The organism is Curtobacterium sp. BNK-1 (genome assembly GCF_048685235.1).
Classification (GTDB): Bacteria; Pseudomonadota; Gammaproteobacteria; order Enterobacterales; family Enterobacteriaceae; genus Pantoea; species Pantoea agglomerans.
In genome coordinates, this window is sequence record NZ_JBLQTJ010000001.1 from 2,442,532 (window position 1) to 2,463,403 (window position 20,872).

The following is a 20,872-nucleotide window of genomic DNA, read 5'->3' on the forward strand; positions in this document are numbered from 1 at the left end:
CTTTTCACCCGGTTCGCCGCCAGACCAGCAGGCCGGCCCAGACCAGGCTACCCCCGGCAACCCACAGGGCAGGCTCCAGCCGATGTAACAGGGCTGTGGAGAGAAAAGAGAGCAGCGGGCCGACCAGCTGCCCGATAGCATAGCCGGTGGTCAGCAGGCCAGCCATGTAGCGCAGATGATTGGGTGCCAGCTCACGGGCGCAGAGCAGCGACAGCTGCACCACGCTGAGGAAACCGCCCCCAACCAGCAGCGCACCGGCCAGCAGACCGCTAAAGCCTGGCAGCAGCGCCGCGGCAAATACGCCCAGCGCCTGCGCCCACAGCACCAGTGCCAGGCGGACGTGGCTGTGCCCCCAGCGCCGCGTCAGGATCCCCAGCAGGATGCCGATCATCGCCGCGCCGCCAAAAATCGGCCAGACAAACTGCGCGAAGATGCCGTCCGGAAACCGCGTGGCGGCCATCTGCGACAAAAAGGTGGCGGGCAGAATGTAGCCAAAGCCCGCCAGACTGTAACTCAGTACCAGCCGTTTAAGGTTGCGATCCAGCACCAGCGGCTCGGGTGCCTGATCCGGGCGATGCAGTTCGCCCCGACGCGGCAGATTACGGGTAATCAGCGCAATCAGCAGCAGCGCCAGCGCACCGTAAGCGGCCCAGGCCAGACCGGCAGAAACCTGCAATGTGTGCAGCGCTACCCCCAGCAGACCGCTGACAAAAATGCCGCAGCCTGGCCCGGCAAAAACGGCCGCCGACAGCCCTGCCCGACCATGGCGATGCAGCTGTTCATTGCTCCAGGCCGCCACCAGCACCATCGCCCAGCCGCTGGCCCAGCCAATCAGAAAGCGGATTGCGCCGTGCAGCCACGGTCCGCTGGCGAATGCTGAGAGCAGGGTCAGGATCACCGCGCCCCATACGCCCGCCTGCAATCGCAGCTCAACCCGCCGGTGTGCGCGCATGGCATCAAATGAGCCACACAGATAGCCAAGATAGTTAAGTGCCGCGACCAGGCTGGCACTGGTGAGTGTCAGCTGGTGTGCCTGAATCATCAACGGCACCTGGGGCGTAAAGGCAAACCGGCCAATGCCCATCGCGACAAATAAGGTTAAAAACGCGCTGAGCGCGACGCGTAACGCCATTGCTGAACTCCTGTTGTTCTGCCCTGAGATCTCTTCTGACTTGCTAACAGCATGCAGGATGATTAAACTCACGGAAAGTGAATAATTTTAACCAACTTGCTTACAGGAAGAGAAGATATGGATTTAGTTCAGCTGCGTATGTTCTGTTCCGTCGCCGAAACGGGTTCACTGGCGCGCGCAGCAGAACAGCTGCATCGCGTCCCCTCTAATCTCACCACGCGGCTGCGCCAGCTGGAAGAAGAATTAGGTGTGGATCTCTTTATTCGTGAGAAACAGCGCATTCGCCTGTCACCAATGGGCCATAATTTTCTGAATTATGCGCAGCGTATCCTGGCATTAAGTGAAGAAGCGATGAGCATGACCCGCACCGGTGAACCGGCGGGCAACTTTGCGCTGGGCTCAATGGAGAGCACCGCGGCGACGCGTCTGCCCGGCCTGCTCGCCGCCTATCACCAGCGCTTCCCCAAAGTGGCGCTGTCGCTGATTACCGGCACCTCGGGCGAAATCATCGATCGGGTGCGTGAAGGCACCCTGGCGGCCGCGCTGGTGGATGGCCCGGTCTCCCATGACGATCTCAATGGCTGCATCGCCTTTCGCGAAGAGATGATACTGATCACCGGCCTCGATCATGCGCCAATCGCCACCGCGCGCGACGTGCAGGACGATACCCTGTTTGCCTTTCGCAACAGCTGCTCTTACCGGGTGAAGCTGGAGAGCTGGTATCGGGACAGCCAGACTGCACCCAACAGTGTGATGGAGATTCAGTCCTATCACGCCATGCTGGCCTGCGTGGCAGGCGGTGCGGGCGTAGCGATGATCCCGGCCTCGGTGCTGAAGCAGATGGCGGATCGGTCACGGGTGCAGGAGCATACGTTACCTCCCGCTTATCGCGACACCGCCACCTGGCTGATGTGGCGACGCGACGCCTTTACGCCGAATGTTGAAGCACTGAAGTACCTGATTATTGAACAATTTGACGATCGTCCGCTCAACGATGAGCTGATTTACCCATTACAGGCGGCGGAATAAGCGTTCCACGCTATGTTTAAGAGCCTGACCCACCAGGCTTTGAATCATCACGACCACCCGGCGCCACTGCGCGTCACAATCTGACTGGAAGAGGGATTGCATGAATATGATCAAAACCCGTGCCGCTGTTGCCTGGGCTGCTGGCGAACCGCTGAAAATCGAAGAAGTTGATTTAATGCCACCGCAGAAAGGTGAAGTACTGGTGCGTATCGTCGCGACCGGCGTCTGTCATACCGACGCCTACACCCTGTCCGGCACCGACCCGGAAGGCGTTTTCCCGGCGATTCTTGGCCATGAAGGCGGCGGTATCGTCGAAGCCGTAGGCGAAGGCGTGACCAGCGTTGAAGTGGGTGACCACGTCATTCCGCTCTACACGCCGGAGTGTGGCAAATGTAAATATTGTCTTTCAGGCAAAACTAACCTCTGCCAGGCGATCCGTACCACTCAGGGCAAAGGCCTGATGCCGGATGGCACCACCCGTTTCTTTAAAGATGGCAAACCCATTTTCCACTATATGGGCACCTCAACCTTCTCTGAGTACACGGTAATCCCGGAGATCTCGCTGGCGAAAATCAGTAAAGAAGCCCCGCTGGAAGAGGTTTGTCTGCTGGGCTGTGGCGTGACCACTGGCATGGGCGCGGTGATGAACACCGCCAAAGTGAAAGAAGGCGATACCGTGGCGATTTTCGGTCTCGGCGGCATTGGCCTCTCTGCGGTCATCGGCGCGAAGATGGCGAAAGCGGGCCGCATCATTGCCATCGACCTTAACACCAGCAAATTCGATCTGGCACGCAAACTGGGTGCAACCGATCTGATCAACCCGAAAGATTACGACAAGCCGATTCAGGATGTGATTGTCGAGCTGACCGACGGCGGCGTGGATTTCTCATTTGAATGTATTGGTAACGTCAACGTGATGCGTTCCGCGCTGGAGTGCTGTCACAAAGGCTGGGGCGAGTCCGTGATTATCGGCGTCGCCGGTGCCGGTGAAGAGATCTCCACCCGTCCCTTCCAGCTGGTCACCGGTCGCGTCTGGCGTGGTTCTGCGTTTGGCGGCGTAAAAGGCCGTTCGCAGCTGCCTGGTATTGTGCAGGATTACCTCGACGGTAAATTTGCGCTCAACGACTTCATCACTCACACCATGCCGCTGGAAGAGATCAACGACGCCTTTGATTTGATGCACGAAGGAAAATCGATTCGCTCGGTCGTGCATTTTAACAAGTAATCAGGAGGCGTTATGGCATCCACTCTGGAGCTACTGGAAGAACACCGTATTTTTGGCGGCTGGCAGCAGCGCTGGCGTCATCAGTCTTTGCTGCTGAACTGCCCGATGACCTTCAGCATCTATCTGCCTGGCCCGCACGGTGATGCGCCGCCGCCGGTGGTCTGGTTTCTGGCCGGGCTGACCTGCAACGATGAGAACTTCACCAGCAAAGCCGGCGCACAGCGGGTTGCAGCGGAACTGGGTCTGGTGCTGATTATGCCGGACACCAGCCCGCGCGGCGAAGGGGTTGCGAATGATGAAGGATACGATCTGGGTCAGGGCGCGGGATTTTATCTCAATGCCACCCAACAGCCCTGGGCCAGCCATTTCCGCATGTTCGATTATCTGAGCAGCGAGTTACCCGCCCTGATTGCGGATAACTTCAAGGTCAGTGAACGTCAGTCGATTATGGGTCACTCCATGGGCGGACACGGCGCGCTGATGCTGGCGCTGCGTCTGGGTAACCGCTTTGCCTCGGCTTCCGCTTTTGCTCCGATTGTGAATCCGATGCAGGTACCCTGGGGCCAGAAAGCGTTTCAGGCCTATCTGGGCGACGATCGTGCAACGTGGCGGGAATATGACAGCTGCCAGCTGATGGCGGAGGTGTCGCATCGGCTGCCGATGCTGATCGATCAGGGCGACAGCGATCAGTTCCTGGCCGATCAGCTGCAACCGGAGCGGTTAGAAGACGTCGCGAATGAGGTGGGTTTCCCGCTGACGCTGCGCATTCAGCCGGGTTATGACCATAGCTACTTCTTTATAGCCAGCTTTGTGGAAGATCATCTGCGCTTCCATGCGCAGCATCTGCTGGCGTAAACAATCAGGGCCGCATTCGCGGCCCTGAACTTTTATGCCTGCTCTGCTGGCTAACGCTCTGTCACAGAGCCAGTGTCCTGCCAGCCTGCCCTGTAAAAATTCCTTTCTCAGAACAGTGATGCTCAGCGCCCTACCGGACGCCTCCTCAATATCAGACCAGTGCCGGGCCGGTCAGTCCGTCGATCATCACCTGCGGGATACCACGCGAGCAGTGTTCGATACGACCATCGACGCCATACACCTTTGCCAGAGTGGCAGGCGTGATCACCTTATCCGGCTGCCCTTCCGCCACCAGCGCGCCCTGCTTCAGCATCAGCGCATGTTGCGCATGACGCAGTGCAATATTGATGTCATGCACCACTACCACCGTCACGATGTTACGCTGGGCGGTTTCGCGCCGCACCAGGTCCATTACGTGAAACTGGTAGTTGAGATCCAGTGCGCTCAGCGGTTCATCCAGCAGCAGCAGCTTAGGGCGACGGATCAGTGACTGCGCCAGCCCGACCAGCTGCTTCTGTCCGCCGGAGAGCTGATCGAGATATCGCATCGCCAGATGGGCAATGCCCAGCTGCTCCAGCAGATGCATGATTTCCGCTTCGCTGCTGGCGCTGTGCAGACCACCGGAGGCACGCTGCGCCACGATGATCGACTCCAGCACATGCAGATGCACGCCCGCAGGCAGCGACTGCGGCAGATAGACCACGTTCTTCGCACGCCGGGCAAACGGCTGGGTCATGAGATCCTCACCGTTGAGCCACATCTCGCCCTGGCCTTTATTCAGACCGGCCAGTGCACGCAGCAGCGTCGATTTACCACAGCCATTCGGCCCCAACAGCACGGTGATCTCGCCGCGCGGCAGCGGCGCGATATTAAGATTATCAATGACTTTATTTTTTGGGTACCCGGCACTGAAGCCGCGTAACGTCAGACCCTGTTCCATCATACCGTCCCCCGATGACGCAGAATAATACTCAGGAAGAACGGCACGCCAATCAGTGAGGTGACAATGCCAACCGGGATGATTACACCAGGGAGCAGGTTTTTCGAGGCGACCGACGCCAGCGACAGCACCAGCGCGCCGACCAGCGCACTGGCGGGCAGATAGAAACGGTGATCTTCACCAAACATCATGCGGGCGATATGAGGAGCGACCAGCCCAATGAAACCGATCGGGCCGACAAACGCGACCGCCAGGGCAGAGAGGATACTGATGCGCAGTAAGGTAGTCAGGCGCAGACGACGCACATCAATGCCAAAGCTTACCGCGCGGTCTTCGCCCAGACGCAGCGCCGTCAGCTTCCAGCTGCTCATCATTGAAAACGGTACCAGAATGGCCAGCGCCACGCTCAGCACGCCCAGCTTCTCCCAGGAGGCGCGCGCCAGGCTACCCATGGTCCAGAACACCAGGCCCTGCAGGGTATCTTCGCTGGCGATGAACTGCATCATGGATACCAGGGCGTTAAAGGTGAAGACCAGCGCGATACCGAACAGCACCACGCCCGCCGAAGAGACCTGAGTCCAGCGGGTCACGGCATCCAGCATCAGCGCGGCAAACAGAGCAAAGACAAAGGCGTTGGCAGAAATTAACCACTGATCGGGAATGCCGGGAATACCCACGCCGAGGATGATCGCCAGCGCGGCACCAAACGCCGCCGCCGATGAGACACCGAGGGTAAACGGACTGGCCAGCGGGTTATTCAGGATGGTCTGCATTTCTGCGCCCGCCAGACCCAGCGACAGCCCCACCACCAGCGCCATCAGCGCATAGGGCAGACGAATGTCCCAGACAATGACGCGCGTGCCGGCATCGACGCTCTCGGGGCTGAGCAGCGTATTCCACAGCGTTTCAAGTGAGAGTCCCGCCGGACCCAGCGTGAAGTCGAGGATCAGCGAGGCGAGTATCGCCAGCAGCAGCACGCCAATCCAGATTAAGCGGCGGCGCAGCACCTGATGATAGTTCTGCATGGTGTGGTGAAGCGTCTCTTCCCCCGCCAGCAGCGAAGTTTCGGTAGTCATGTTTGAACCCTGTGTGGCTATCACGTCAGAAAACGCAGCCACAATAGTGCAGGTGATAATAATTATCAATTCGAGAACATAAGCGAGACGTGAAAAAACAGTAAAAAACGGTGTTGCAGGCAGGAGAATGGCTCAGGGAGCCTGCGCCTTTCGCAAAGACGCATAACCCGCCATCCCTGGCGGGTTTTGTGCGGGCGATGACGCAGAGTTAATCTTTGTGAACCGGAAACTCCATTTCGCTGTACTTAACGAAACGGCTGCCGCGCGTCAGCTTGTAGCCGAACCAGATAATCAGGAACAGCGGAATGCCGATGTAGGTTGCCGCCACGCCGTACCAGTCGATGCTGTCGTTGAGGAATGCCTGGTAGTTCTGACCCAGCGTGATGATCAGGCAGAGCACAAAGGCGAAAATCGGACCCAGCGGGAAGAAGCCGGAACGGTAAGGCAGATCGTTCAGGTCACGTCCCTGGGCGACATAGCCCCGACGAAAGCGATAGTGACTGATGGCAATACCCAGCCAGGCGATAAACCCGGTCATGCCTGAGGTATTAAGCAGCCACAGATAGACTTCCTGATTACCAAATTTTGAGGTCAGGAAGCACAGTCCGGCCACCACGGTGGTGGCCCACAGGGCATTACGCGGCACGCCGCCTTTAGAGAGCTTCGCGAAAATCCGTGGCGCTTTACCTTCGCTGGCAAGGTTGTAAAGCATACGCGTTGACGCATACATCCCGGAGTTACCCGCTGACAGCACAGCCGTCAGGATCACCGCATTCATGACGGCGGCGGCAGAGAGCAGACCGGCATTCTGGAACACCAGGGTGAACGGGCTGACGCTGATATCGTCGATATCATTGTGCAGCAACTGCGGATCGGTGTATGGCAGGATCAGGCTGATAATCAGGATAGCGAACACATAGAACAGCAGGATACGCCAGAAAATCTGCCGCACAGCGCGCGGAATATTCTTCGCCGGATCTTCAGATTCGCCCGCCGCGATACCGATCAGCTCGGTGCCCTGGAAGGAGAATCCCACAATCATCGCCACCCCGATCATGGCCGCAAAGCCGCCCGCAAACGGCGCGTCGCCCACCTGCCAGTTCTGCCAGCCCGCATGTTCAGCACCGCGCATAATGCCGGTGATCATCAGCACGCCAACGATGATAAAGATAATCACGGTGGCCACTTTAATCAGCGAGAACCAGTATTCCGCCTCGCCAAAGCCTTTGACCGAAATGTAGTTGAGCAGGAACATCAGCCCCAGGAACAGCGCGCTCCAGATCCAGCCAGGCGTGTCGGGGAACCAGTAGTTCATCACCAGCTGGGACGCCACCAGGTCAACCGCGATGGTCACCGCCCAGTTGTACCAGTAGTTCCAGCCGAGTGCGAAACCAAAGCCCTCTTCGACATATTTTGCGCCGTAGGTGGCGAAGGAACCCGATACCGGCATGAACGCAGCCAGTTCGCCGAGGCTGGTCATCAGGAAGTAGACCATCAGGCCGATGAGGATATAGGAGAGCAGTGCTCCGCCGGGGCCAGCCTGAGCGATGGTGGCACCGGAGGCGACAAACAGGCCGGTACCAATGGAGCCGCCGATGGCGATCATCGTCAGGTGACGGGCTTTTAACGCACGTCGTAATGCAGGTTGTTGTGTTGTATTTGAGTCATTATGCATGTGTTAACGCTACGCTGGGTAAAAATGAGGCGCGATTGTAGCAGCCAGATCGCCTCTGTATAGCGAATGCCAACCTGTTATTAGTTAACTTCATGATCGCGCCGGAATTATTAGTAATTACTCGCGACAATAGGAAAAAAACCGCGTCAGTGCTTTGGAAATATGCTTCTGCCGGTGGTGGATGCGATAGAGCGTGCGGATAAGACGCGGCAGCGGAATCGTCAGTTCAACCAGCGTGCCCGCCTCCAGCAGATCGGCAATCACCCGGCGCGAAAGACAGCTGATGCCCATGCCGTGCCGCACCGCATGTTTAATCGCCTCGGAATTGCCCAGCTCCATGCCCAGCTGAAAACTCGGCAGATGCGACAGCAGCAGATAATCGACAATTTCACGGGTGCCGGAGCCGCGTTCGCGCAGGATCCACGGGGCGTCAGCCAGGGTTTGCAGCGTCACCGGCTGTTGCAGAATCGCCGCATCTGGCGCGGCAAACACCACCAGCTCATCTTCGAGCCAGGGTTCACTGACCAGCTCGGTCATATGGCACGGCCCTTCAATCAATCCGACATCGACGCGGAAATCGGAAACCGCCTGAATCACATCCTGACTGTTGCCGACAATCAGCTCCAGCGGCAGGCGGGGAAAATCGCGACGATAAGCGGCCATCATGCCTGGCAGCAGATAGTTCCCTATGGTGCTACTGGCAAAAATGCGGATCGCGCCGTTATCCTCTTTAAACAGCTGCTCGATTTCGCCCGCCTGCTCCAGCAGCCCTACTGCACGGGGATAGAGCAGCCGTCCATGCTCATTCAGCACCAGCCGTTTGCCGACGCGGTCAAACAGTTGCACGCCGAGCTGACTCTCCAGATCGGCCAGCGCTGCACTCACCGCCGACTGCGACAGCGCCAGCAGTTGCGAAGCCTGAGTGGTGGAACCGCTCTTAAGCACTTCGGTGAAAACTTCAATTTGCCGCAGCGTAATGTGCATCGTTGCCTCTTAACTCAGTGACTGCCTGACCAGGTAAATGATTAATGCCAGCCAGATCAGCCCTATCGCCACCAGCCAGCCTGCAATCTTTTTGCCACGCGAACGTTGAGACTGCGCCCGCTCGCTGCTGCTGATGCGCACCTCTCGCGGCAGTAAACGCAGCAGCACCATGACGCCCGTCGGGATAATCACCGCGTCATCCAGCAGACCGACAAAGGGGATCACATCAGGAATGATATCGATCGGGCTGATGCCATAGGCGACCAGCCCCAGCATCCCCAGCTTGTTCCACCAGGGTGTGCGGGGATCGCGGAAGGCAAACCCCAGCACAAACACATCTCTTTTGATCAGCGTCGCCCAGCGGCGCAGACGCGAAACTATCATGATTGCTGCCTTATCGTTTATTCTGGTTAATTATAAATATATTATCAATTTCACTTTTAAGCCAGTCGCCGTCATGATCGGGTCTCAACCAGGAGGAGTGACCACCATGACTGAACTGAGCATCGCTAAACCGCATCATCCCGTTCCGCTCTGGATCCCGGGTCTGCTGCTGACCGCCGTGATTGCCGGGGCAGCCAGCTGGCTGGCGCAGCAGCCGATGATTGCCGCCCTGGGGCTGGGTTCACTGACTCTGGCGATTATGCTGGGCATCCTGGTCGGTAACAGCATCTATTCGCCGCTGGCGTCACGCTGCGACAACGGCGTGCTGCTGGCTAAGCAGAAACTGCTGCGGCTGGGGATCATCCTGTTTGGCTTTCGCATCACTTTACAACAAATTGCTGACGTCGGTTTCAGCGGCATCCTGATTGATGCGCTGACCCTGACCAGTACCTTCCTGATAACCTGCCTGCTGGGCATGCGGCTGCTGAAGCTGGATCGCGATACCGTCTGGCTGATTGGTGCGGGCAGCAGTATCTGCGGTGCTGCGGCTGTACTGGCGACCGAGCCGGTAGTGAAAGCCGCGCCGTCGAAAGTTGCGGTGGCTATCGCGACCGTGGTGCTGTTCGGCACGCTGGCGATCTTTATCTATCCGCTGCTGTGGCCGCTGGCGCATGAGCTGTTCCCGGGACTGAGTGCGGCGCAGTTCGGGGTTTTTACCGGCTCAACCATCCATGAAGTGGCGCAGGTGGTGGCCGCCGGACACAGCATCAGCCCGGAAGCCGAGAACAGCGCGGTCATTGCCAAAATGCTGCGGGTAATGATGCTGGCTCCCTTTTTGCTCTGCCTGAGCGCCGTGATACGCGGCAAACGTCAAGGAAGCAACGCGCGTCAGGCTGTGACATTTCCCTGGTTCGCCCTGCTGTTTATCGGTGTTGCACTGTTTAACTCGCTGCAGCTGCTGCCTGCCATGGTGGTGGCGACGCTGAATCAGCTGGCGGGTCTGCTGCTGGCGATGGCGATGGCGGCGCTGGGATTGACCACCCGTTTCGGGGCATTGCGTGAGGCAGGCGTTAAACCGCTGCTGCTGGGTGCGCTGGTGTTTGTCTGGTTAATCGCGGGCGGCGGTGCAATCAATCTGCTGGTGCAACATTTCATGGGCTAGCGGCATCGGGTATCATGCCGTCTCATCCGTGCACAGCCCCAGGAGAAAGGCATGAAATATATTGGCGCACACGTGAGTGCGGCAGGTGGCGTGGATCAGGCAGTGATCCGCGCCCATGAAATAGAAGCCACCGCCTTCGCGCTCTTTACTAAAAATCAACGTCAGTGGAAGGCCGCCCCGCTCTCGACTGAGGTGATTGATGCTTTTCGCGCCGCCTGCGAGACGTACAAATTCGGTCCGCAGCAAATCCTGCCGCACGACAGTTTCCTGATAAACCTGGGTCATCCGGTTGAAGAGGCGCTGGAGAAATCCCGCGCCGCTTTTATTGATGAGCTGCGACGTGCCGACCAGCTCGGCCTGACTTTGCTGAACTTCCATCCGGGCAGCCATCTGCATCAGATTGATGAGGAGGCCTGTCTGAAGCGGATTGCGGAGTCGATCAACATCGCTCTCGACCAGAGCCAGAACGTCACCGCCGTCATTGAGAATACCGCCGGTCAGGGCAGTAATCTGGGTTTCCGCTTCGAGCATCTCGCCACCATTATTGAGCATGTTGAAGATAAGTCGCGTGTCGGTGTCTGTATTGATACCTGCCATGCGTTTGCTGGTGGCTATGATCTGCGTACCGAAGCGGATTGCGAAGCAACCTTCGCCGAATTTGAGCGCATTGTCGGCTTTAACTATCTGCGCGGCATGCACCTTAACGATGCTAAAAGCGCCTTCGACAGTCGCGTTGACCGCCATCACAGCCTGGGTGAAGGCAATATCGGCAAAACAGCGTTTAGCTGGCTGATGAAAGATCCGCGGTTTGATGGCATCCCGTTGATTCTGGAAACCATTAATCCCGATATCTGGAAAGATGAGATTGCCTGGCTGAAAGCCGAACAGCAGGGATAGTAAAAGGGAGCCAGCTGGCTTAATGCTGGTCAGTTAAGATTAGATTTGTTAAGGCTGTCACGGTCAGACGTGGCAGCCTTTTTTCTGGACGAGCGAGCCGCAGTGCGGGCCAGTGCACCTCTGCTGCTGCCGGGCCGTCCTCGCGCCGCTCACGCGGTACCTTCGGCTTTGACGTCGTGCCGACGAACCGTTCGGGGATCGGCCCTCCCTGGCCGGCCCCGACCTGTCCACGCTTCCCGGCGTGGACTTCTGGCCCACCGTCACGCCTCAGCGCTGCGGATAGCCCTTTCAGCAGCAGAGGCGCTCAGGCCTCCACTCTCGTGCCCTTTTTAACAGTACGCACCAGAAGCTTCAGAGCAGGACGGTGGCGATCAGGAGCAGGCAATCCGCAGCGCTGAACAGAATGAGTCTGCCAGGAGAGCCCGCAGGACGCGGGCGAAAGGCGGGGCGGCACAGGATGTGCCATCCCCGGCGGTCCGTCAGGCAGGCGAATGAAGTGAAGGAACCGCGCAGCGGCGCGAGGACCGCCAGCCCCTGAGCGGCACCAGACTGCGTTATCACCTGTCGCTTAACTGGCTGGCATGCTCCCTTTTCGTTTAGAGAGAACGCTGGCTCAGGGAGCATACGCCTTCCGTAAAGACGCAAAAAAACGCCATCCCTGGCAGGCGCAGCGCGGGCGATTACGCACCTCATCCCTGAGGTGCGCCCGCAGCCGGGCCAACGCTTTGCGTTGTTCAAAAACGCTCCCGGCTTTTTGTCCATGGCCCGCGATGCTTTACTCCAGGCGTATGCTCCCGTCGCTTTGACTTCGGGAACCGTCTGTAAAAGCAAACAGGGAGCCATCCGGCTCCCTGTTATTTTCACTTCAGCAGATTATGCACTTCTGCAAATCAGGCTTTCACCAGCTGCTCTTCCGGACGTTTCAGTACCGCATAGCTCAGACCCGCAATCGCGGTGCCGATGATAATCGCCATCAGATAGCCGATAACCGGGGTAATCGCGCCAGGGATCAGCAGTACGAACAGTCCACCGTGCGGTGCCATCAGTTTTGCGCCAATTGCCATGGAGATCGCGCCGGTGGTTGCACCGCCAACGATACAGCAAGGCAGAACGCGCATCGGGTCACGGGCGGCAAACGGAATCGCGCCTTCAGAGATAAAGCAGAGACCCAGAACCAGTGCCGCTTTACCACCTTCCTGCTGACCTTTATTGAATTTACGACGGGCAACCAGCGTCGCCAGCCCCATCGCCAGCGGTGGCACCATACCGGCTGCCATAATGGCTGCCATTGGCGCATAGGTCTGCGAACTCAGTAACCCGACGCCAAACGCGTAAGCCACTTTGTTTACCGGACCGCCCATATCGGTACACATCATGCCGCCCAGAATGGCACCCAGCAGGACCGCATTCGCCGTTCCCATGTTGGCCAGCCAGTGCGTCAGGCCGTTCATGATGCCAGCAACCGGTTTACCCACTACGTAGATCATCAGCAGACCGGTGATCAGACTGGCGAACAGGGGAATAATCAGTATCGGTTTCAGCGCTTCCATACTCTGCGGCAGTTTAACTTTGCCGCTGATCAGCTTCGCCGCATAACCGGCAATAAAGCCCGCGATAATTCCGCCTAAGAAACCTGCGTTAATACTGGTGGCGATCATACCGCCAATCAGACCCGGCGTCAGACCCGGACGATCAGCGATGGAGAAGGCGATAAAGCCCGCCAGCACCGGCACCATCAGGGCAAAGGCGCTGCCACCACCAATTTGCATCAGCGCCGCAGCCAGCGTGCCCTGCTCTTTAAACGCCGTGATACCAAAGGCAAACGACAGCGCGATGCTCAGACCACCTGCGACCACCATCGGCAGCATGTAAGAAACACCGGTCAGCAGGTGACGATAAGCCCCTGCTCCGCCTTTCTTCTCTTCTTCACTGGAAGTGCTCTGTCCGCCAGCCGCCGCTTTATACGGCTTCGCTTCTGCTACCGCTTTATCCAGCTCCTGCGCGGTTTTCTTCAGCGCCAGACCGGTTGAGGTACGGTACATCGGCTTACCGGCAAATTTCGCCAGGTCGACTTCGATATCAGCTGCGACGATCACCAGATCGGCGGCAGCGACTTCTTCCGGAGTGATCGCGTTACCGGCACCCACTGAACCACGGGTTTCAACTTTCACCCACCAGCCGCGACGGGTCGCTTCAGCCTGAATGGCCTCGGCAGCCATAAAGGTGTGCGCCACGCCGGTCGGACAGGCGGTCACCGCGACGACGCGTTTCTGCGCGCCAGCCTGAGCCGGTGCAGCAGGTGCGCCTGCTGCAGGCGTTGCTACCGCAGCCGGTGCCTGCCAGGTTTTCGCTTCTGCTTTCGCGCGGTTCAGGAAGGTTTCTGGCTCACGTACTGCCAGCTGGATATCGCCCAGCCAGACCGCTTTGCCGTTCAGCGCCGCATCGTCCGGCACGTTTTTGCCCAGCACAATCGCCAGCTCAGCGTCGGCAGGATTATCAGTCAGGGTCAGGCCTGCCGCAGCGGCGGCAGCCGCCAGACGCTGTTGTGCCATATATGCGGAAGCCAGTCCCAGTGTAGGGTCTTTAATCAGCAGCGTTTTCATTATCGCTCTCCTGCTGTCAGTTAACGGGTTGTAAGTCGACGCGCGCCATCATTGCGGCCAACTGAGTACGATCGGAAACGCCAACATTGCTCTGGCTGACGGCCATCGCCGCCACGGCAGTCGCAAGACGCAGCGTGTGTTCGCTGGATTCGCGCATCAGCAGGCCATAAATCAGGCCACCAACCATTGAGTCGCCTGCACCCACGGTGCTGACCACTTCGCACACCGGCGGTTTAGCGATCCATTCGCCAGAAGCGTTGACCCACAGAGCACCTTCTGCGCCCAGCGAAATCACCACATGGGCGATGCCCTGCTCGCGCAGTTCGTGCGCAGCGCCAATCACATCCTGCAGGGTTGGCAGTTTGCGACCGGCCCAGATTTCCAGCTCACGTCGGTTAGGTTTAACCAGCCACGGTGCCGCCTTCAGTCCTGCCACCAGCGCCTCGCGGCTGCTGTCAAAGATGATGCATGGGCAGTGGGTGCGAAGTTCGGTCATCCAGCGGGTAAAGGCATCGTGGTCGACGCCCTCAGGCAGGCTACCGCTGACGCAGACCATATCGAACTGGCCCAGCCAGGTCAGAGAATCGGTAGTAAAACGATCCCAGTCCTGCGCCGTCACCTGAAAACCGGAGAAATTCAGATCGGTGACGTCACCGGTCTGTTCAGTGAGTTTAACGTTGATACGGGTACGGCCAGGCACGACATGGAAACGGTTGGCTATGCCCAGCTCACTGAACAACTGCTGGAAACCGTCCTGATTCTCTTTCCCCATGAAGCCACCGACGGTGACATCGATACCCAGATCCTTAAGTACTTTGGCTACGTTGATGCCCTTGCCCGCAGCATGCAGCCCGGTGGTTTTCACCAGGTTAACTTCGCCACGTTCAATTTCAGGGGTATAACCCACCAGGTCATACGCCGGGTTCAGCGTAATGGTGGCGACGCGTCTGCTCATGATGCCCCCTCACCCAGACCACTGGTGATCGCTTCTTCAATCGCGTTCAGCGCCTGCTGTGCATCTTCACCGCTGGCGGTGAAGCGCAGGCGATGGCCTTTCTTCACGCCCAGCGCAACCACTTTCATCAGGCTACGGCCATTAGCGGGTTTGCCGCTGCCGTCGAGATTGGTCACGGTAATGTCGCTGTTGAACTGCTTGATCACGCTGACCAGCGCCGTGCCCGGACGGGCGTGCAGGCCGTGTTCGTTGCGAATGGTAAATTCAGCCGTCAGCACGTCAGCCTGCTCATCGACTTCGCTGGTGAGCAGTGCGTAAACGCCTGCAGCATCCGCTTTCAACAGACGATCCGCTTTGCCCTGCTGCAGCAATGCGCTGAGGTAACCCAGCACTTCCAGCGGACGTTCATCGGTCGCCGAAACGCTGATTAACATCGCAGCCGATTCGCCCTGATGGTCGAAGGCATGTTCAGCGCGGCTGATAGCCACGCCGCTGCGCAGGTTGCCGAGGCTGCTGTCGCTGAGCCAGATGCCCTGACCCAGATTCAGCGGAGGCGTTGAAACCACGTCTGCGACGTAACTGGCATCCACCACACCAGCGGACTGCAGCCGACCGGCGTTCATCGCCTGTAAGGTGATCAGATCACTGGCAGCCACGTTGAGCGTGATTAATGAGGTGTCGAAGCTGAATTCAGCGGCTTGTTTCTCGCCCATCAGCAACGCACGAAGATCTTCAGCAGAGGCGGTTTTTAGCTGTTCTGCAATGGTGTCATCGCTCAGCACATGGGTCAGCTGACGCAGCAGCGCCAGATGTTCATCCGACTTAGCGGCAATCCCGATGGCAACATAGGCTGTCTGATCGTCACCCCAGGCAATGCCCTGCGGAAACTGGAAAACCTGAACGCCGGTTTTCAGCACCAGATCGCGGGTATCGGTGGTGCCATGAGGGATTGCGATGCCGTTGCCAAGAAAGGTTGAGGTCTGCTGTTCGCGCGCCAGCATGCCGTTGACGTATCCTTCGGTCACATTGCCCGCCGCGGTTAACGCGGCAGCAACCTGACGAATGGCCTCTTCTTTATTCTGGGCGCTGGCTCCGGTATGGATGGCCTGCAATTCGAGCTGGAACATAATTCTCCTCGCTTGCTGAGATTGAATCGTTTCAGCTAGTGGGAAAGATTTTACGCCATGCTGAGGAAAACAGATGGCGCAGTCACCGCTGAAACGTTTCAGGGATTGTGGTACAGCCGCTTTCGCCAGGCAAGAAAATGCGCAAACGGCGTAGCAGATTTTTGACGTTACGCACATTTCGGGCAGGTTTAGGTGATTAGCGGGCGAACAGGCTGACGCTGCTGCTGTAAAGTGAGAATGGGTGGACCGAAAAACTTCAGCAGCGTCAGCGCCTGATGGCGCGGTATCCGCTTCGGTTTACAGCAGATACGTTTGCAATTGGTGGATGCATTCTGCGCACGTCTTGATGCTGTGCTTTCATGGGATCGCGCAGCGGTAGATGCAACCACTGAAATTAAAGCGGCGCTGGCTGCTGCCGGAACGCCCATTGGTCCCAACGACACCGCGATTGCCGGGCATGCCATTGCGGCCAGGGCTATTCTGGTGACCAATAACACACGCGAGTTTGAAAGGGTACCCGGATTGCAGCTGGAAGAGTGGGTCAGCTAACCGCTGACGCTGGGCTGAATCTAAGCGGTGGGAGGGTTCTCAGGCACGTGTGCTGGCTTCAAGCTCAATCAGGTAGGTCATGGCTGAAGTACGGTCTGTAAGACACATATCAACTGAAGGTTGCAGACTTCCGCATACTTTCGGCCTTAAAGCTGAACCGAAAATCATGCACAAATTTTCATCCGATAACTGAATGCATCGGACATTCGCGGGTTTACCCTGCGGCATTCCGGGGATGGGGCTGGAGATTGACGGCGCAATGCAGCAGGCTCCACAATCAATACGACACTGCATTAACACCTCACACGCGACCTTCAGGATACAACAGACAGTAACAGAACCTCAGAGGGAGCGACACCACACCCTTCAGCTCTTAACTTCCTGCTTAAATCGTTCACTGTCACCCATGCCAGAAATCGGTGAAGAGATAGAGGGCGCTGTACCACAGGCACCGCCCTGGCTACGGCATTGCATGCTGTGCTCAGGCAGAGAAAGTCGCGGCGACAATAGCAGTCCGGGGCGGCAATTGCCATGAAAGCCGCGGCCTGAGACAAAATTTCACGCCGGTGATATTGCCAGTTTTCATCGGCGCGAGTAACGTTGCGCGCACTTCACTTTCAAGATAGCGAGAACAGCAATGCCAAAAGCCAATGAAATCAAAAAAGGGATGGCCGTCACGCACAACGGTAAACTGCTGCTGGTTAAAGATATTGATGTCCAGAGCCCCAGCGCACGCGGTGCCGCCACCCTGTATAAAATGCGCTTTACCGATGTTCGCACCGGTTTAAAAGTGGAAGAGCGCTTTAAAGGCGACGAGATTATTGATGCAATTTCGCTCAGCCGTCGCAGCGTGACCTTCTCTTATATAGATGGTGACGAATATATTTTTATGGATGATGAGGATTATACCCCCTACTCCTTTAAACAGGAGCAGATTGAAGAAGAGCTGCTGTTTATCCCTGAAGGCGGTATCCCTGGCATTCACGTGCTGACGATGGAAGGTCAGGTGCTGGCGCTGGAACTGCCACAAACCGTGGATATGGAGATCGTGGATACTTCACCAGGCATTAAAGGTGCTTCTGCCAGCGCTCGCACCAAACCCGCCGGTATGAGTACAGGCCTCTCGATTCAGGTACCGGAATACCTCAGCAACGGTGACCGCATCCGCATCCACATTGCTGAACGCCGCTATATGGGCCGTGCAGACTAAATCAGAAGCCTGCTGCCGATCGTGATAGTGTTATATTATTACATTATCACGTTATTCCCCGGCAGGAGTCACTCCCATGACACGCGTTAATCTGATTACCGGTTTTTTGGGCAGCGGCAAAACCACGCTGCTCTGCCATCTGCTGGCTGCCAGGCCGTCCGGGGAAAACTGGGCGGTGCTGGTTAATGAATTTGGCGAGATCGGGATCGACGGCGCCCTGCTGGCCGATCGCGGTGCCACGCTGAAAGAGATCCCCGGCGGCTGCCTGTGCTGTGTGAATGGCCTGCCGATGCAGGTCGGGCTGAATATGCTGCTGAAGAGTAAACCCGATCGGCTGCTGATCGAGCCAACCGGCCTGGGCCATCCTCGTCAGGTGCTGGAGATGTTGAGTGCGCCCGTCTATCAGTCGTGGCTGCAACTGAATGCCACACTGACGCTGCTGGATGCGCGTCAGCTGGCCAATCCTCGTATCGTTGCCAATGAAAACTTCCGCGATCAGCTGGCTGCCGCCGACCTTATTATCGCTAATAAGCGCGACTGCTGGGATCAGGCGGATCGTCAGCGCCTGGCTGGCTGGCAGCAGCAGATGCAGCCTGCGCGCCCTCTGATAGAGACAGAATTTGGTCAGATCCCCCTTTCTCTGCTGGATACCCCCCGGCAGCCGCGCGAGCTTCCCGTGCCGCAGCATCATCATTCGTCGGGTCCCACCAGCGGTCTGGCGGCGTTGCGACTGAATGGCGAGGCGCGCTGGCGTCGGGCGCTGAACCACGGACAGGGCTATAGCGCCTGCGGCTGGCTGTTTGATGGTGATACGCTGTTCGACAGCGGCACGCTGCTGGAATGGGTTCGGCAGGCGCCGGTAGATCGCGTTAAAGGAGTGATGCGCACGAAAGAAGGCGCTCTGCGCATCAATCGCCAGGCAAATGAGCTGCAGAGTGAAACACTCCCCTCACCGCCATCCGATAGCCGCATTGAGATCATTCATTCTCAACAGGCTGACTGGAATCGACTACAATCGGCATTGTTGAAGTGCCGTTTACGCTGACAGAGGTATTGTCGGCGGTTATTTTTAATAATAATGAGTTTAACTATGCGCGTAACTCGCCTTATTACTATCCTGCTGCTTAATGCACTGGGCGTGGTGCTATTTCTGTCATGGTATCTGCCCCCGGAACATGGCTTCTGGTTCGGCGTCGATAAATCTATTTTCTTTGGCTTCAATAGCCAGATGGTGACCCATCCGCTGTTCGCGCTGATCGTCGCTATCACGAATTACCGTGGTTTTGATGCGGTGTCATTGCTGGCGATGGGTCTGCTTTACCTGTCGATCTGGCGGCGCAAAACGCCACAGGCGCAGCGCCGGATGCTGGCAATCGGCATCACCATGCTGCTGACCGCCGTCGTCCTCAATCAGCTGGGCCATTTATTGCCGGTTAAACACTCCAGTCCGACACTGTTCTTCGAGAACGTGCATCGCGTCAGTGAACTGACCGGTATTCCCGCTAAAGATGCTTCAAAAGATAGCTTCCCCGGCGACCACGGTATGATGCTGATCATTTTCGCCTGCTTTATCTGGCGTTATTTTGGTTTCAGCCGCTTTTTAATTGCCACGGCTATTGTGGTGATATTTTCACTGCCACGCATCATGGCCGGTGCGCACTGGTTTACCGATGTTGCCGTCGGTTCAATGTCGGTGGTATTAGTGGGTCTGAGCTGGTGGCTATTAACGCCAGCCAGTGACGTATTGGTTAACTGGTTTTATCGCAAATTGCCGGGTAAATATAAGCCCGTGACGTAAATGTTAAGCGCGGGCGATTTAAACCCCTGGTTTGAACCGCCCGCGCTTATAAAAAACACCCCATCACTATTAGCCTGCTAATTAAATTCACGAAAAGAAAAGGTTATGACCCAGCTGGCAGGTTAAATAGTCGCCAATATCCTCTGTCAATAAAGAAAACTCTAAAAATAGCGGCTATGCCCCGAATTAGCCCCCCTTTAACTCCCTGTTCTCACCATCATTTGACCACAATTGTAGCTAAAGTAGTCAGTGTGTTACGGTTTGATTTCACATCAAAAAAACCTATATGAAATTGATTAAAAGCACTCGCCACGGCGTCTGTAATCAGTTAACCTCAGTCGCAGTGAGGCAAAAGCGGCAGAAAATTCGGATTTTTTACCGTTAAAATGTGTCCATTAACACATTTTAGTAATTAAGGATTTGTCTTAGTCTGTTTCGCTTATTAATCTCCCTGTTTTGTCATCTGGCTGGCGACAATCTTGTCGTAAGGAAATCGAAGGAAAACCCGAATAATGGTCAAGTCTCAACCAATACTGAGATATATCTTGCGGATCGTGCCCGCAGTGGCGCTGGCAACACTCCTCTCAGCTTGTAGCAGTACCCATAGCAGTCAAAACGCGAATAACGAGAATCATGAAGTTAACAACCACAATGGTTTTTTACTTCAGGCGTCTCAGGATGAGTTTGAAGAAATGGTGCGTAATGTCGACGTTAAGTCGCGCATCATGGAACAATACGCCGTCTGGAAAGGTGTGCGCTATCGCCTCGGTGGCGATACCAAACGCGGGATCGATTGTTCCGCCTTTGTACAACGCACCTTCCGCGATCAGTTTGGCTTAGAATTACCGCGTTCTACCTCGCAGCAGCAGGACACCGGTAAAGAGATTACCCGCAGTAAACTGCGTCCCGGCGATCTGGTGATGTTCCGTGCAGGCTCTACGGGCCGTCACGTTGGCATCTATCTTGGCAACGATAACTTCGTTCATGCCTCGACCAGCAGTGGCGTGATGATCTCCAGTCTGAATGATGATTACTGGAAAAAGCGCTACCGTGAAGGACGCCGTGTATTAAGTCGTAACCCGACCTGATAACCACTTTCGATCTTCTCTCAGCCAGAGAACATGAAACGCTGCTTATGCAGCGTTTTTTTTCGCCTTTAATCATTTTTACCAGCAGTTATATAAGACAAAAGCATTCTGATTCAGATTAATAGCAAGACATTTCCCGCCGTCTCGTTATATTCTCGGTCGCTTAAACCGAAGCCGTCGTGC

20 protein-coding genes are annotated in these 20,872 nt (G+C 56.9%); 10 read left to right on the forward strand and 10 right to left on the reverse strand.

What is annotated here, in order from left to right:
• Nucleotides 1–4: 4 nt before the first annotated feature.
• Nucleotides 5–1,132 (reverse strand): YbfB/YjiJ family MFS transporter, encoded by a 1,128-nt coding sequence (locus ACMGGP_RS11600; RefSeq protein ID WP_191923631.1) that lies wholly within the window; start codon nucleotides 1,130–1,132, stop codon nucleotides 5–7.
• Between the two features lie 117 nt (nucleotides 1,133–1,249).
• On the opposite strand from ACMGGP_RS11600, the gene ptrR reads away from it, so the two are divergent.
• From ptrR to fghA, 3 genes are all read left to right on the forward strand, one after another.
• Nucleotides 1,250–2,161 (forward strand): putrescine utilization regulator PtrR, encoded by a 912-nt coding sequence (gene ptrR, locus ACMGGP_RS11605; RefSeq protein ID WP_406548965.1) that lies wholly within the window; start codon nucleotides 1,250–1,252, stop codon nucleotides 2,159–2,161.
• Between the two features lie 100 nt (nucleotides 2,162–2,261).
• Nucleotides 2,262–3,386 carry an S-(hydroxymethyl)glutathione dehydrogenase/class III alcohol dehydrogenase gene (locus tag ACMGGP_RS11610; protein ID WP_010248270.1) on the forward strand — a complete coding sequence of 375 codons (1,125 nt, stop codon included), beginning with the start codon at nucleotides 2,262–2,264 and terminating at the stop codon, nucleotides 3,384–3,386.
• A 12-nt stretch (nucleotides 3,387–3,398) separates the two neighbouring features.
• Nucleotides 3,399–4,241, forward strand: coding sequence for an S-formylglutathione hydrolase (fghA, locus tag ACMGGP_RS11615; protein ID WP_033758435.1), 843 nt, complete (start codon nucleotides 3,399–3,401; stop codon nucleotides 4,239–4,241).
• A 151-nt stretch (nucleotides 4,242–4,392) separates the two neighbouring features.
• Here fghA and ACMGGP_RS11620 read toward each other — a convergent pair whose 3' ends face one another.
• The 5 genes from ACMGGP_RS11620 to ACMGGP_RS11640 form a co-directional block, all read right to left on the reverse strand.
• Nucleotides 4,393–5,184, reverse strand: a complete 792-nt coding sequence (locus ACMGGP_RS11620) for an ABC transporter ATP-binding protein (protein WP_022625043.1) — start codon at nucleotides 5,182–5,184, stop codon at nucleotides 4,393–4,395.
• Nucleotides 5,181–6,257 carry a FecCD family ABC transporter permease gene (locus ACMGGP_RS11625; RefSeq protein ID WP_010248280.1) on the reverse strand — a complete coding sequence of 359 codons (1,077 nt, stop codon included), beginning with the start codon at nucleotides 6,255–6,257 and terminating at the stop codon, nucleotides 5,181–5,183. Before ACMGGP_RS11625 ends, ACMGGP_RS11620 begins: the two co-directional genes overlap by 4 nt.
• 208 nt (nucleotides 6,258–6,465) lie before the next feature.
• Nucleotides 6,466–7,932, reverse strand: coding sequence for an amino acid permease (locus ACMGGP_RS11630; RefSeq protein WP_022625044.1), 1,467 nt, complete (start codon nucleotides 7,930–7,932; stop codon nucleotides 6,466–6,468).
• A gap of 117 nt (nucleotides 7,933–8,049) precedes the next feature.
• A complete protein-coding gene (gene yieE / locus ACMGGP_RS11635) occupies nucleotides 8,050–8,916 on the reverse strand; it encodes a DNA-binding transcriptional regulator YeiE (protein ID WP_371005627.1) in 867 nt (288 codons plus the stop codon).
• A 9-nt stretch (nucleotides 8,917–8,925) separates the two neighbouring features.
• Nucleotides 8,926–9,300, reverse strand: coding sequence for a YkvA family protein (locus ACMGGP_RS11640; RefSeq protein ID WP_010248287.1), 375 nt, complete (start codon nucleotides 9,298–9,300; stop codon nucleotides 8,926–8,928).
• A gap of 106 nt (nucleotides 9,301–9,406) precedes the next feature.
• Here ACMGGP_RS11640 and ACMGGP_RS11645 point away from each other — a divergent pair, with 106 nt between their 5' ends.
• Nucleotides 9,407–10,462, forward strand: coding sequence for a YeiH family protein (locus tag ACMGGP_RS11645; RefSeq protein ID WP_256844383.1), 1,056 nt, complete (start codon nucleotides 9,407–9,409; stop codon nucleotides 10,460–10,462).
• Between the two features lie 51 nt (nucleotides 10,463–10,513).
• Nucleotides 10,514–11,359 (forward strand): deoxyribonuclease IV, encoded by an 846-nt coding sequence (gene nfo, locus ACMGGP_RS11650; protein ID WP_010671008.1) that lies wholly within the window; start codon nucleotides 10,514–10,516, stop codon nucleotides 11,357–11,359.
• 890 nt (nucleotides 11,360–12,249) lie between these two features.
• On the opposite strand, the gene fruA is transcribed toward nfo, so the two are convergent.
• The 3 genes from fruA to fruB are packed head-to-tail and all read right to left on the reverse strand — an operon-like array spanning nucleotide 12,250 to nucleotide 16,044.
• On the reverse strand, nucleotides 12,250–13,962 hold the full coding sequence (gene fruA / locus ACMGGP_RS11655) for a PTS fructose transporter subunit IIBC (RefSeq protein WP_033772259.1): 1,713 nt from the start codon (nucleotides 13,960–13,962) through the stop codon (nucleotides 12,250–12,252).
• 16 nt (nucleotides 13,963–13,978) lie between these two features.
• Nucleotides 13,979–14,917 (reverse strand): 1-phosphofructokinase, encoded by a 939-nt coding sequence (fruK, locus tag ACMGGP_RS11660; protein ID WP_010248301.1) that lies wholly within the window; start codon nucleotides 14,915–14,917, stop codon nucleotides 13,979–13,981.
• Complete coding sequence (gene fruB, locus ACMGGP_RS11665) at nucleotides 14,914–16,044, reverse strand: fused PTS fructose transporter subunit IIA/HPr protein (protein ID WP_010248303.1); 1,131 nt, start codon at nucleotides 16,042–16,044, stop codon at nucleotides 14,914–14,916. Before fruB ends, fruK begins: the two co-directional genes overlap by 4 nt.
• A 321-nt stretch (nucleotides 16,045–16,365) precedes the next feature.
• On the opposite strand from fruB, the gene ACMGGP_RS11670 reads away from it, so the two are divergent.
• Nucleotides 16,366–16,593: a PIN domain-containing protein gene (locus ACMGGP_RS11670; RefSeq protein WP_498798718.1), complete on the forward strand. Its 228-nt coding sequence runs from the start codon at nucleotides 16,366–16,368 to the stop codon at nucleotides 16,591–16,593.
• 39 nt (nucleotides 16,594–16,632) lie between these two features.
• On the opposite strand, the gene ACMGGP_RS11675 is transcribed toward ACMGGP_RS11670, so the two are convergent.
• Nucleotides 16,633–16,887, reverse strand: coding sequence for a YkgJ family cysteine cluster protein (locus ACMGGP_RS11675; RefSeq protein WP_010248308.1), 255 nt, complete (start codon nucleotides 16,885–16,887; stop codon nucleotides 16,633–16,635).
• A gap of 343 nt (nucleotides 16,888–17,230) precedes the next feature.
• Here ACMGGP_RS11675 and yeiP point away from each other — a divergent pair, with 343 nt between their 5' ends.
• The 4 genes from yeiP (at nucleotide 17,231) to mepS (ending at nucleotide 20,689) form a co-directional block, all read left to right on the forward strand.
• Nucleotides 17,231–17,803: an elongation factor P-like protein YeiP gene (gene yeiP, locus ACMGGP_RS11680; protein ID WP_003854146.1), complete on the forward strand. Its 573-nt coding sequence runs from the start codon at nucleotides 17,231–17,233 to the stop codon at nucleotides 17,801–17,803.
• A 76-nt stretch (nucleotides 17,804–17,879) separates the two neighbouring features.
• Nucleotides 17,880–18,848, forward strand: coding sequence for a CobW family GTP-binding protein (locus ACMGGP_RS11685; protein ID WP_061901264.1), 969 nt, complete (start codon nucleotides 17,880–17,882; stop codon nucleotides 18,846–18,848).
• A gap of 45 nt (nucleotides 18,849–18,893) precedes the next feature.
• The gene (locus ACMGGP_RS11690) at nucleotides 18,894–19,601 is read left to right on the forward strand and encodes a phosphatase PAP2 family protein (RefSeq protein WP_064690235.1); all 708 of its coding nucleotides are present in this window, start codon (nucleotides 18,894–18,896) and stop codon (nucleotides 19,599–19,601) included.
• 512 nt (nucleotides 19,602–20,113) lie between these two features.
• On the forward strand, nucleotides 20,114–20,689 hold the full coding sequence (gene mepS / locus ACMGGP_RS11695) for a bifunctional murein DD-endopeptidase/murein LD-carboxypeptidase (protein WP_010248316.1): 576 nt from the start codon (nucleotides 20,114–20,116) through the stop codon (nucleotides 20,687–20,689).
• Nucleotides 20,690–20,872: the final 183 nt, after the last annotated feature.